10 protein-coding genes are annotated in these 12010 nt (G+C 67.8%); 6 read left to right on the top strand and 4 right to left on the bottom strand.

The annotated features are described in order from the left end of the window. Positions 1-113 precede the first annotated feature (113 nt). From ACFV15_RS37095 to ACFV15_RS37080, 4 genes are read right to left on the bottom strand one after another with little or no spacing between them, the layout of a single operon-like run. Positions 114-1520: a GH1 family beta-glucosidase gene (locus ACFV15_RS37095; RefSeq protein ID WP_378356676.1), complete on the bottom strand. Its 1407-nt coding sequence runs from the start codon at positions 1518-1520 to the stop codon at positions 114-116. Between the two features lie 2 nt (positions 1521-1522). After that, the gene (locus tag ACFV15_RS37090; RefSeq protein WP_378356674.1) at positions 1523-2380 is read right to left on the bottom strand and encodes a carbohydrate ABC transporter permease; all 858 of its coding nucleotides are present in this window, start codon (positions 2378-2380) and stop codon (positions 1523-1525) included. Further along, a complete protein-coding gene (locus tag ACFV15_RS37085) occupies positions 2377-3363 on the bottom strand; it encodes a carbohydrate ABC transporter permease (RefSeq protein WP_378356672.1) in 987 nt (328 codons plus the stop codon). Before ACFV15_RS37085 ends, ACFV15_RS37090 begins: the two co-directional genes overlap by 4 nt. 4 nt (positions 3364-3367) lie before the next feature. Further along, entirely contained in the window at positions 3368-4672 is a 1305-nt protein-coding gene (locus ACFV15_RS37080) for an ABC transporter substrate-binding protein (RefSeq protein WP_378356670.1), read from the bottom strand. A 219-nt stretch (positions 4673-4891) separates the two neighbouring features. Between ACFV15_RS37080 and ACFV15_RS37075 the strand changes: the two genes are divergently transcribed. The 6 genes from ACFV15_RS37075 (at position 4892) to yjfF (ending at position 11975) form a co-directional block, all read left to right on the top strand. Continuing rightward, a complete protein-coding gene (locus tag ACFV15_RS37075; protein WP_378356680.1) occupies positions 4892-5926 on the top strand; it encodes a LacI family DNA-binding transcriptional regulator in 1035 nt (344 codons plus the stop codon). 240 nt (positions 5927-6166) lie between these two features. Further along, entirely contained in the window at positions 6167-7201 is a 1035-nt protein-coding gene (locus tag ACFV15_RS37070; protein ID WP_378356678.1) for a LacI family DNA-binding transcriptional regulator, read from the top strand. A gap of 82 nt (positions 7202-7283) precedes the next feature. After that, positions 7284-8255, top strand: coding sequence for an ABC transporter substrate-binding protein (locus tag ACFV15_RS37065; protein WP_378356668.1), 972 nt, complete (start codon positions 7284-7286; stop codon positions 8253-8255). 224 nt (positions 8256-8479) lie between these two features. Next, entirely contained in the window at positions 8480-9970 is a 1491-nt protein-coding gene (locus ACFV15_RS37060; protein WP_378356666.1) for a sugar ABC transporter ATP-binding protein, read from the top strand. Next, entirely contained in the window at positions 9970-11004 is a 1035-nt protein-coding gene (locus tag ACFV15_RS37055) for an ABC transporter permease (RefSeq protein WP_378356664.1), read from the top strand. Before ACFV15_RS37060 ends, ACFV15_RS37055 begins: the two co-directional genes overlap by 1 nt. After that, on the top strand, positions 11001-11975 hold the full coding sequence (gene yjfF / locus ACFV15_RS37050; protein ID WP_378356662.1) for a galactofuranose ABC transporter, permease protein YjfF: 975 nt from the start codon (positions 11001-11003) through the stop codon (positions 11973-11975). Before ACFV15_RS37055 ends, yjfF begins: the two co-directional genes overlap by 4 nt. The last annotated feature ends 35 nt before the right edge of the window (positions 11976-12010 follow it).

The following is a 12010-nucleotide window of genomic DNA, read 5'->3' as shown; positions in this document are numbered from 1 at the left end:
TTTTTTTTTTTTCTCCTCCTGGCTCTTTTGGGGTACTCCTCGTTCCACCCGCCCGGGGGGGGGGGGTGTTTGGGGTGGGGGGCCACGCCCCCCCCCCCACGGCCGAGACAGCCTCAGCTCAGGCCATTGAGTCCCGCGACCCGTGAGTACCAGAAGGCGCTTCGTTTCGGTGTCCGGCGCTGGGTGGCGTAGTCGACGTGGATCAGGCCGAAGCGCTTGGCGTACCCCTCGGCCCACTCGAAGTTGTCGAGCAGCGACCAGTAGAAGTAGCCACGGAGATCGACTCCGGCCTCGATGGCCTCGTGCGCGGCCTGCAGATGAGAGTCGAGGAACGCGATCCGATCCGTGTCGACGATGTCCCCGTTCTCGGTGACATCGTCGGGGTAGGCGGCGCCGTTTTCGGTGATGTAGAGCGGGACCGGCCGGTAGTCGCGGTGTACTTGCAGCAGCGAGGCGGTGAGCCCGGCAGGCTGCACTTCCCAGCCGGACGCGGTCAGCGGCGCGGCCTCGTTCGGGACGAAGTGGACGTCGGCCGCGCCGACCCATTCCGGGCTGGCGGGCTTGCTGCCGAGGACGGGTGTTCCGGCGACGGTGTAGTCGCGGTAGTAGTTGACGCCGAGCCAGTCGATGGGCGCCGCGATCGTCGTGGTGTCGCCTTCGCGGACGACGTCGGTCAACCCGAACGGCGCCAGGTCCGCGACGAGATCCTCGGGGTAGCCACCACGCAGCACGGGGTCGAGGAACAACCGGTTCTGCTGGCCGTCGACCCGGCGGGCCGCGTCCACGTCGGCGGCCGACGCGGGATCGTGGGGCGCGACGGGATAGAGGTTGAGCGTGATCCCGGCGGGGGTGTCGCCCGCGTGCCGCCGGATGACGTCCATCGCCAGGCCGTGCCCGAGCAACAGGTGGTGCGCGGCCGCGACGGCCGCCGCGGGGTCCCGGCGGCCGGGCGCGTGGATACCGCCGGCGTAGCCGAGCATCGCCGCACACCACGGCTCGTTCAGGGTGGACCAGCTCGCGACGCGGTCGCCGAGCCGTTCGAGGACGGTCTCGGCGTACTCGGCGAACCGGAACGCCGTGTCCCGCGCCGCCCAGCCGCCCTTTTCTTCCAGCGCCTGCGGCAGATCCCAGTGGTACAGCGTCGCCCACGGTGCGATCCCGGCGTCGAGCAGGCGGTCGACGAGGCGGTCGTAGAAGGCCAGCCCGGCTGGGTTGGGCAGCCCGGCGTCCGGCCGGATCCGGGGCCACGCCAGTGAAAACCGGTACGCGCCGAGGCCGAGACGGCGCATCAGGTCGACGTCCTCGCCGTAGCGGCGGTAGTGGTCGGCCGCCGGGTCGCCGGTGTCGCCGCCGACGACCGCGCCCGGCTTGCGGGCGAAGACGTCCCACACCGAGTCGGTGCGCCCGTCGGCCGTGGTGGCACCTTCGACCTGGAACGCCGCGGTGGCGGCGCCCCAGACGAAGCCGGGCGGGAACATCAACGCTGTTTCCGCCCGTAGTTTGTCGGGTTGCACGGACATGGTCACCCTTTCACGGCACCTTGCATGATCCCGGCCACGATCTGGCGGCCGAGCAGGACGAAGACGATGAGGATCGGGATGGTCGCGAGGGTTGTGCCCGCGAGCACCAGCGAGTAGTCGACGTAGTAGCCGCTCTGCAGCTTTTCCAGTGCCAGTTGGACGGTCGGGTTTCCGGCGTCGAGTACGACCAGTGGCCAGAGGAAGTCGTTCCAGGAGGTCATGAACGTGAACATGGCGAGGATCGCGGCGGCGGGGCGCACGGCGGGCAGGCAGACGTTCCAGAAGATCCGGATCATGCTGCAGCCGTCCACGCGCGCGGCTTCGATCAGTTCGTACGGCAGAGCATCCACTGTGTACTGACGCATCCAGAACACGCCGAACGCGGTGACCAGGTTGGGCACGATCACCGCCTGCAATCCGCCGGCCCAGCCGAGTTTCGACATGGCGATGAACAGCGGGATGATCCCGAGCTGCGTCGGCACCGCCAGCGTCACCACGATGAACACGAACAATCCGTTGCGCCCGCGGAACCGGAGTTTGGCGAACGCGAACCCGGCCAGCGAGGAGAACAGCACGGTCGTGAGAGTGACCGTGCCGGACACGATGAAGCTGTTGGCGAGCGCTTTCCAGAACGGCACGGTGTCGAACACGCGGGCGGCGTTGGCGAAGAAGTTGCCGCCGGGCAGGAACGGCGGGACGCGTTCGGTGAGCATCCCGTTGTCGCGGCTGGCGACCAGGAACGACCAGTAGAACGGGAAGAACGAGCCGAGCACGAAGATGGCCAGCACGATGTAGGTGGCCTTGCGTGGTTTGCCCAGCGTCGCCACGCGCTTGCGGAGTCCACTCTGGAGTGTCGTCATTTCTTCGCTCCCGAGGTACGGGTGAGGCGTCCGGTGAGGAAGAAGTTCGCCAGCGCGATCAGGATGATGAGCACGAACAGGACCCAGGCGATGGCCGAGGCGTAGCCGAGGTTGTAGTTCTCGAACGCGGATTGGTAGAGATAGAGCGTCACGGTCTGGAACTGGTTCGTGGAGCCGCCGTTGTTCGAGCCCGGCATGGCGTCGAACAGCTTGGGCTCGGTGAAGATCTGCAGCCCGCCGATCGTCGAGGTGATGGTGACGAAGATCAGCGTCGGCTTCAGCAGCGGCAGCGTGACGCTCCTGAACCGCCGCCAGGTGCCCGCGCCGTCGATGAGCGCGGCCTCGTGCAATTCCTTCGGGATGGCCTGCATGGCGGCGAGCACGATCAGCGCGTTGTAGCCGGTCCAGCGCCAGTTGACCATGATCGCGATCGCGGTGTGGCTGCCGAGCCTGCTGGCCTGCCAGTCGATCGGGTCCAGCCCGATGGTCTGCAACAGCCCGTTGATCAGGCCGTACTTGGGGCCGAAGAGGTTCGCGAAGATGATCCCGATCGCCACCAGGCTGGCGGCGTAGGGGAGCAGGATCCCCACCCGCCAGCCGGTCGCGCCGCGCAGGCGCGCCGAAAGGAGCGCGGCGAGCCCGACGGCGATGATGAGCTGCGGGACGCTGGAAAGCAGGAAGATGCTGAACGTGTTCTGCAGCGCGTTCCAGAACTGGCCGTCGGCGAACAGTTCCTTGTAGTTGTCGATACCGATGAAGTCGGGGTTGTCATCCCCGGCCTTCCAGTGGAACAGCGAGACGTAGGCCGTGTAGAGCAGCGGGAACAGGCCGACGATGCCGAAGACGATGAAGAACGGCGCGATATAGAGGTAGGGCGAGACCTTGACGTCCCACCGGCTCAGTCGCTGACGAAGGGTGGGCCGGGCGGTCGAGTGCCGCCCGGCCTTGCTCCCTTCTGGCGCGATCTTGTCGATGACGGTCATCGGCTCAGCGGGTGATCTTCTTCGCGGCGTCGACCAGCTGCTGCCAGCCGTCGGCAGGTGACTTGCCCTGCTCGATCGCCTGCAGTGCCGGGCTGGACGCGTTCTCCTGGATCTGGCCGTCGCCCGGCCCCTTGTACTGCGGCTTGCTGACCTTCTTGGCCTGCTCGGCGAAGAGCTCGCCGACCTTGGCGTCGCCGAAGTAGGGCTCGGTCTGGCTCAGCAGCGCCGGGTCGGTCAGCGCCTTGACCTGGCTGGGGAAGTTGCCCTTCGACTGGAACGCCTTGATCTGCTGCTCCGGCGCGGTCAGCCAGGCCGCGAGTTCGGCGGCCTCCTTCGGGTGCTTCGACTGCGTCGGCACGGTCAGGTACGAGCCGCCCCAGTTGCCGCCACCGCCGGGGAAGGCCGCGGTGACCGCCCACTTGCCCGCGTTCTCGGGACCGGCGTGCTCCTTGATCACGCCGAGCATCCAGGCGGGACAGGCCTTCGTCGCGAACGCGCCCTGCTTGAAGCCGGAGTTCCACTCGTTGCTGAAGGCCGTGAGCTTGGCCGACTCGCCCTTGGCGACGGCGTCGGTGACCTTGGCCCAGGCGTCCTTGATGCCCTGGTTGCCTTCGAGCGCGAGCTTGTCGTCGGTGCCGATGTAGCCGTTCGGGAGCTGGTTGACCATGGCGTTGAAGTTCTGGGACGCCGAGTCGAACCAGGCCTTGCCGCCGGTCTTGGCGACGTACTGCTCACCGGCCTGGAAGTAGCTGTCCCAGGTGGCGAACAGCGGCTTGACGGCTTCGGGGTCGGACGGCAGGCCCGCGGCGGCGAGCAGGTCCTTGCGGTAGCACATGGCGAGCGGGCCGATGTCGGTCCCGTAGCCGATGACCTTGCCGTCCTTGGTCTTGGCGGCGTCGTACTTCCAGCCGAGCCAGCGATCGGGCGTGACGGTGGCCGGGCCGATCTTGGTCATGTCGTTGAACTTCGAGCCCTTGTCGAGCACGTCGGACAGGTGCCCCTCCTCGACCGCGGTGACGTCGGCGAGCCCGGAGCCCGCCGCCAGCTTCGTGATCAGGTCCTGGTGATACGGCCCGCCCTGCCCGGTCTTGCGGTGGCTGATCTTGATGTTCGGATGCAGCTTCTGGTACTCCTCGATGAGCGGCTCGTAACCGAATTCGGTGAAGGTCGACAGCGTCAGCTCGACCGGCTCGTTCGGGTTCGCCGCCGCGGGCGGATTGGCGTCGCCGCCGCTGTCGCAGGCGGTCGCCGCCAGCGCGGTCATCGTCATGCCCAGTGTCAGTACCAGGCCGTTCCGGATCATTTTCACGTGCTCAACCACCTTGTTGACGGGGACGAGCGCTCCGATGGTGCGCAACGAGCTGGGAGCGCTCCCAGTGGCGGCAAGTTTGGTAGCGTCTCCTGGTCGATGTCAAGGGAACGTAACCGGACTGTTTCTTCGAGGAGCGCTCCCGGAAGCCGCCCCTGACTGGGCATTAAGCTGTGCGTATCCGGGTGGTCGCGCTGGAGCAGAGGCGGTGGGGTGGAGTTGCAAGCAGAACACGGTGAGCGGCCGACGCTGGAGGACGTCGCGGCGTTCGCCGGCGTGTCGAGGTCGACTGCGTCACGCGCGCTGAACGACGACGCCTACGTGAGCGGCGCGGCGCGGGAGAAGGTCCTCGCCGCGGCCCGTGACCTGGGATATTCGCCGAACCAGGCGGCCCGTTCGCTGGTCACCCGGCGGACCGGCGCGGTCGCGGTGGTGCTGTCGGAGCCGGAGGCCCGCCTCCTCGACGACCCGTATCGCACCGCGGTGATGCGCGCGGGCTACCGCGAACTCGCCGACATCGACCGCCAGATGGTCCTGATCTTCAGCGACACCCGCGAAGACCTCAGCCGCACTGTCCGCTTCCTCGAGGGCGGCCACGTCGACGGCGCGCTGGTCTTCGCCCCGCACCGGGCGGATCCGCTCCCGAAGGCATTGCGGCTACTGCGGATCCCGGTCGTCTTCGGCGGCCAGGCGGCAGGCATCAAACGCGGCGTCCACGTCGTCGACTTCGACAACGAGGGCGGTGCCAGGCTCGCGGTCGAGCACCTGCTCGCGGCCGGGCGGCAGCGAATCGCCACCATCGCGGGCCCCCAGGACCAGAGCGCCTCCATCGACCGCCTCTCCGGCTGGCGGAAGACCCTGCTCGACGCGGGCCTCGACCCCGCTGACATGTCGGAGGAAGCCGACTTCACCCTGTCGGGCGGCGCTCGGGCGATGTCCGCGTTGCTCGCCCGGCGCCCGGACCTGGACGCGGTCTTCGTCGCCAGCGACATGATGGCGGTCGGCGCGCTCCGCACCCTGCAGGCGGCCGGACGCCGGATCCCGGACGACGTCGCGGTGGCCAGCTTCGACGACAACGCCGCACTCGCGCCCGCGATGGAACCGCCGCTGACTTCGGTGCATCAGGACCCGCGCGAGCAGGTGCACGCCATGGTGGAGACGCTGCTGCAGTTGTTCGACAGCCAGTCGCTCAAGCCGCGCCAGCAGATCCTCCCCGTCACGCTCACCGTCCGCGCGTCGAGTCGAGTGGATTGATCTTCGCCTTGCCTGGGCGCGGCCTGGACGGGATGAACGGGGCGTTTGAATCACTCTGAGTGTCTGATCGTGTGTCATTCGTATGGCGCCTTGACCGAGTCGCAATCTGTCGGGGCCGTGACGCTACTGTGACGGCCGGATTACTTGACGGCCGCGCTGTTACCGCTAACATTTGCGTCACTCGTCACACCGGCGAGTGAACCCCCTGGGGTTCCCGGCGACGTGGATGGCAGGCAGACGATGGCACGCGAGGGCGACGGCAAGGCGGGTGCACTCCCGGCGGGGAAGCAGGCCAGCCTGGCCGATGTCGCGGCTTTGGCCGGGGTATCCCATATGACCGTGTCGCGGGTGATCAACGAGACCGGGCCGGTGCGGGCCGAGACCAGAGCACGCGTGAAGGCCGCCATCGAGCAGCTGGACTACCGGCTGAACTCGGTCGCCCGCGCCTTGGTGACGGGCCGGTCGGGGACGCTGGGCGTGATAGCGCTGGAAGCCAACCTCTACGGGCCGGCGAGCACGTTGAGCGGTATCGAGAGCGCGGCCCGTGAAGCGGGCTACGCCACGACGATAACGAGCATCACCAGGCCGGGCCGGTCGTCGATCACGGACGCCGTCGAACGGCTGAGGCGCCAAGCCGTCGAGGGCATCATCGTGATCGCTCCGCATGTCACCGCGGCGCGGGCGCTCGAGGCCGTGCCGAGCGACGTTCCGCTCGTCGCGGTCGGCGGCGGGGACGAGGCGCCGGTGCCGGTCATCTCGGTCGACCAGTACGACGGCGCCCGCCGGGCCACCGAGCACCTGCTCGGGCTCGGGCACAAGACCGTCTGGCATGTCGCTGGGCCGGAGGACTGGCTGGAGGCGCTCGAACGCGAGCGTGGCTGGCGGGAGACCTTGAAGATCCACGGCGCGAAGATCCCGCCGGTCATCCGCGGCGACTGGAGCGCGCGCTCGGGCTACGCGGCGGGGCGATCCCTCGTCGGCAAGCCTGGGATGGACGCGGTGTTCATGGCCAACGACCAGATGGCGCTCGGCTTTCTCCGTGCCTGCACCGAGGCCGGTATCAGTGTGCCGGGCGAGATCCGCATCGTCGGTTTCGACGACGTGCCGGAGGCGGCGTTCTACACCCCGCCGCTCACGACGGTCCGTCAGGACTTCGTCGAGGTGGGGCGTCGTACCTACGCGATGCTGAGCGATCGGATGAGCGGGGGCGAACGGCGAGCGAGGGATCTGGTCATTCCTGAGCTGATAGTGCGCGAAAGCTCTGGTATCTCGTGAAATCCACCAGTCCGCCGGAGGCGGGCTTCCCCCTGAATGTTAGCGCTAACTGAGTTTGATCAGCGTAGATCAAGGAGTCGATGTGTCGAGAAGGTCATGGACGGCGGCGGCCGGAGTCGCGGGATTGCTGCTGCTCACCGCATGTGGTGGCGGCGGCAAGGGTGCGAGTGGCACCGGAGCGATCACCCTCGGGTTCGCCCAGGTGGGCGCGGAGAGCGGCTGGCGGACGGCGAACACGAAGTCCATCCAGGAGTCCGCGAAGACCGCCGGGATCGAGCTGAAGTTCTCCGACGCGCAGCAGAAGCAGGAGAACCAGATCACCGCGATCCGGTCGTACATCCAGCAGAAGGTGAAGGTGATCGCCTTCTCGCCGGTGGTCGAGTCCGGCTGGGACACCGTGCTGAAGGAGGCGAAGGCGGCGAACATCCCGGTCATCCTCACCGACCGCGCCGTGGACTCGGCGGACAAGTCGCTCTACAAGACCTTCCTCGGCTCGGACTTCGTGGCCGAGGGCAAGAAGGCGGGCGAATGGCTGACCAAGGAGTACGCGTCGGCGACCGCTGACGTGAACATCGTCGAGCTGCAGGGCACCACCGGGTCGGCGCCCGCGAACGACCGCAAGAAGGGTTTCGGCGACGTCATCGCCGCGAACCCGAAGCTCAAGGTCGTCGCCTCGCAGACGGGCGAGTTCACCCGCGCCAAGGGCAAGGAGGTCATGGAGGCCTTCCTGAAGTCACAGCCCAAGATCGACGTGCTCTACGCGCACAACGACGACATGGCGCTCGGCGCGATCGAGGCCATCCAAGCGGCGGGCAAGGTGCCCGGCAAGGACATCAAGATCGTCTCGGTCGACGGCGTGCGTGACGCGCTGCAGGCGCTGGCCGACGGCAAGATCAACCACGTCGTCGAATGCAACCCGCTGCTCGGCCCGCAGCTGATGGATCTGGTCAAGAAGGTCGTCGCGGGCGAGCAGGTGCCGCCGCGCATCGAGACCGCGGAGACCGAATTCGACCAGGCGTCGGCGAAAGCCGCATTGCCGCAGCGTCAGTACTAAGTGGTCGGTTTCGGCGGTCCTCCGGGGTCTCGACGGCCCAGCTTCCCGCTGGACGCACCGCGGCAAGGCCCGAGTACAACCCGGTACGAGGGCCTCCCCGCAGCACGCCCAGCGGAAACCTGGATCCGCCGATCCACCCGAAGGACCGCCGAAACCAACCACTAGCTCCCGCGTCCACCCCTGAGAACAGGTCAGCGATGTCAGAACCTCAAGCACTTCTGCGGATGAGCCATATCCGGAAGTCATTCCCCGGTGTCGTCGCGCTCGACGACGTCGACTTCCGGATGTTCCCCGGTGAGGTGCACGCCTTGATGGGCGAGAACGGCGCAGGCAAGTCGACGCTCATCAAGGTGCTGACCGGAGTCCACGGGGTGGACGCGGGCACCATCGAACTGGGCGGTTCCCCCGTCGCGTTCAGCACGCCGGGTGAAGCCCAGCAGTCCGGGGTGAGCACGGTCTACCAGGAAGTCAACCTCTGCCCGAACCTGTCGGTCGCGGAGAACATCTGCCTCGGCAGGGAACCACGGCGGCGCGGCCGGATCCAGTGGAGCGAGATGCGGCGCCGCGCGGAGACGCTGCTCGCGCGGCTGGATGTGGAAGTCGACGTGTCGGCGGAACTGGCCAGTTGTTCCATCGCGGTGCAGCAGCTGGTCGCGATCGCCAGGGCGCTCGATGTCGAGGCTCGGGTGCTGGTTCTCGACGAACCCACCTCGAGCCTCGACGCGGGCGAGGTCGAGCGGTTGCTGGCCGTGGTGCGCTCGCTGCGTGCCGAGGGGATGGCGATCCTGTTCGTCTCCCACTTCATCGACCAGGTCTTCGCCGTCGCGGACCGGATGACCGTGCTGCGCAACGGAAAGCTCATCGGTGAGTTCCGCACGGACGAGATCACCCCTGTCGAGCTGGTGACCAGGATGCTCGGCAGGGAATTCGCCGCGCTCGCGAGCATCGAGGCCGCCGGGCAAAGCCGTGCCGAGGTGGCGGGCGCACCGGTGTGCCTCGCCGTGAACGGTGTCGGCCGCAAAGGTGGCGTGGCGCCGTTCTCGATCGCCATCCGCGAGGGCGAGGTGGTCGGGCTCGCGGGGTTGCTCGGATCCGGGCGCACCGAACTGGCCCGCCTGCTGTTCGGCGCCGACCATGCCGACAGCGGCTCGATCCGCATCGACGGCGAGCCGGTGTCGTTGCGGACGCCCCGCGCGGGCCTCGACCACCGGATCGCCTTCTGCTCGGAGAATCGCAAGACCGAAGGACTCATCGAAGAACTCACCGTGCGCGAAAACATCGTGCTCGCGTTGCAGGCCTCCCGTGGCTGGGCCCGTCCGCTGTCGCGGCGGCGTCAGGACGAGATCGCCGCCCGCTACATCGAGAAGCTGGACATCCGCCCGGCCGATCCCGAGGCGAGGGTGGGTGATCTGAGCGGCGGCAACCAGCAGAAGGTGCTGCTCGCGCGGTGGCTCATCACCGAACCCCGGTTGCTGATCCTCGACGAGCCCACTCGCGGCATCGACATCGGCGCCAAGACCGAGATCCAGCGGCTCGTCACCCAGCTCTCTTCGGACGGGGTGGCGGTGGTGTTCATCTCGGCCGAACTGGAGGAGGTGCTGCGGTTGAGCCACCGTGTGGTGGTGCTGCGCGACCGCCAGGTCGTCGCGCAGCTGGCCAACGACTCGCTGACCGCGGAGCAGATCATGTCGACCATGGCCGAGGGAGTCGCGTGATGACCAAGCATCGTTTGTTCTGGCCCGTGGTCGCCTTGCTGGCGTTGCTGCTCGGTGACCTGATCGCGCGGCCGTCGTTCTTCTCGGTCGAGCTGCGTGACGGGCACCTCTACGGCAACCTGATCGACATCCTGAAGAACGGGGCGCCGCTGATCCTGATCGCGATCGGCATGACGCTGGTCGTGGCCACGCGCGGGATCGACCTCTCGGTCGGCGCGGTGGTGGCGATCAGCGGTGCGCTCGCGTGCCTGCACATCAGCGGGCTCGGTGACCAGAACAGCGTCGGTGGCGCGCTCGCCGCGGTCGGGATGGCACTCGGGCTGAGCCTGGCGCTCGGCGCGTGGAACGGCTGGCTGGTCGCGGCACTCGGGATCCAGCCGATCATCGCGACCCTGATCCTGATGGTGGCGGGCAGGGGGATCGCGCAGCTGATCACCGGCGGGCAGATCATCACCATCAACTCCGGGCCGTACGAATGGATCGGCAGCGGCTTCGTGCTGACGCTGCCGAGCGCGATCCTCATCGCGCTGGCTGTGTTCGCCATCGCGTCCGTGCTGGTGCGCCGGTCGGCGCTGGGCCTGCTGGTCGAGTCCGTGGGCGGCAACCCCGAAGCCAGCCGCCTCGCGGGCCTGCGCTCGGCCAGGCTGATCTGGCTCACGTATGTCTTCTGTGGACTGTGCGCCGGCATCGCCGGGCTGATGATCAGCGCGAACGTGCACAGCGCGGACGGCAACAACGCAGGCCAGTTCATCGAACTCGACGCGATCCTCGCGGTCGTGATCGGCGGCACCCAGCTGACCGGCGGCCGGTTCTCCCTCGCCGGTTCGGTGATCGGCGCGCTGCTGATCCAGACGCTGACCACCACGGTCTACGCGCTCGGGATCGCACCGCAGGCGATCATGCTGTTCAAGGCTCTGGTCGTGCTGGCCGTCTGCCTGCTGCAGTCGCCCGTGTTCCGCCGGAAGCTCGCCAGGCGACGGCCGCACGCGGTCACTCCGGTCGCACTGCCGGAGAAGGTGGAGGCAGGGGTATGACAACGCTCAAGGGATACCGGCCGCAGCAGCGCCATCTGCCGATTCTGGCGACCATGGCCATGCTCATCGGGGCCTACGTCTTCGGCGCGGTGAGCTACGAGGCCTTCGGGTCAGGGCAGGTCATCCTCGACCTGTTCATCAACAACGCCTTCCTGCTGGTGGTCGCCGTCGGGATGACGTTCGTGATCCTCACCGGCGGGATCGACCTGTCGGTCGGCTCGGTGGTCGCACTGTCCACTGTGATCACCGGTGACCTGCTGCAGAACCAGGGCTGGCCGGTGTACGCGGTGGTACCGGCGGTGCTGGCGGTCGGTGCGATGCTCGGGTCGGGGATGGGCGTGCTGATCCATGTCTTCGAGATCCAGCCGTTCATCGCCACGCTGATCGGGATGTTCTTCGCCAGGGGGCTCTGCTACACGATCAGCACCCAGGCCTACTCGATCGACGACCCGACGATCGCCGCGCTCGCGCAGACCCAGATCCCGCTCGGCGGCGAACTGCACGTGTCGATCGGGGTCGTGGTCGCGCTGGTCGTGGTGGCGGTCGCGGCGTATGTCCTCTACTGCACGCGGTTCGGGCGCACGGTGTACGCGATCGGCGGCAACGCCAAGTCCGCGTTGCTGATGGGACTGAACGTCGGCAGGACGAGGATCGCGGTCTACACGCTGAGCGGGTTCTGCTCCGCGCTGGGCGGGCTGCTTCTGGTGCTGTACAAGTCTTCCGGCGACCCGCTCAACGGCGTCGGGCTGGAGCTGACCGCGATCGCCGCGGTGGTCATCGGCGGCACGCTGCTCACCGGCGGCTCCGGCTACGTGCTCGGCACCGTGCTCGGGATCATGGTGCTGGGCATCATCCAGACCCTGATCACCTTCGACGGCACGCTCAACTCGTGGTGGACCTCGATCATCACCGGCGCGCTGCTCTTCGCCTTCATCGTCTTGCAACGACTGGTCGTCCGCAGGGGGTCGTGAGTGGTACGGCCGGTTCTGACCGGCCATACCACTCA

Source organism: Amycolatopsis sp. NPDC059657 (assembly GCF_042734395.1).
In the GTDB taxonomy this organism is placed as follows: domain Bacteria; phylum Actinomycetota; class Actinomycetes; order Mycobacteriales; family Pseudonocardiaceae; genus Amycolatopsis.
Note: the sequence above shows the minus strand (reverse complement) of the source record. Positions and strands in the feature narration are given on the sequence as shown.

Coding starts and splice junctions, on each gene's coding strand:
- ACFV15_RS37055 (WP_378356664.1), top strand. CDS start 9,970: ATGACCAAGCATCGTTTGTTCTGGCCCGTGGTCGCCTTGCTGGCGTTG.
- ACFV15_RS37090 (WP_378356674.1), bottom strand. CDS start 2,380: ATGACGACACTCCAGAGTGGACTCCGCAAGCGCGTGGCGACGCTGGGC.
- yjfF (WP_378356662.1), top strand. CDS start 11,001: ATGACAACGCTCAAGGGATACCGGCCGCAGCAGCGCCATCTGCCGATT.
- ACFV15_RS37095 (WP_378356676.1), bottom strand. CDS start 1,520: ATGTCCGTGCAACCCGACAAACTACGGGCGGAAACAGCGTTGATGTTC.
- ACFV15_RS37085 (WP_378356672.1), bottom strand. CDS start 3,363: ATGACCGTCATCGACAAGATCGCGCCAGAAGGGAGCAAGGCCGGGCGG.
- ACFV15_RS37060 (WP_378356666.1), top strand. CDS start 8,480: ATGAGCCATATCCGGAAGTCATTCCCCGGTGTCGTCGCGCTCGACGAC.
- ACFV15_RS37070 (WP_378356678.1), top strand. CDS start 6,167: ATGGCACGCGAGGGCGACGGCAAGGCGGGTGCACTCCCGGCGGGGAAG.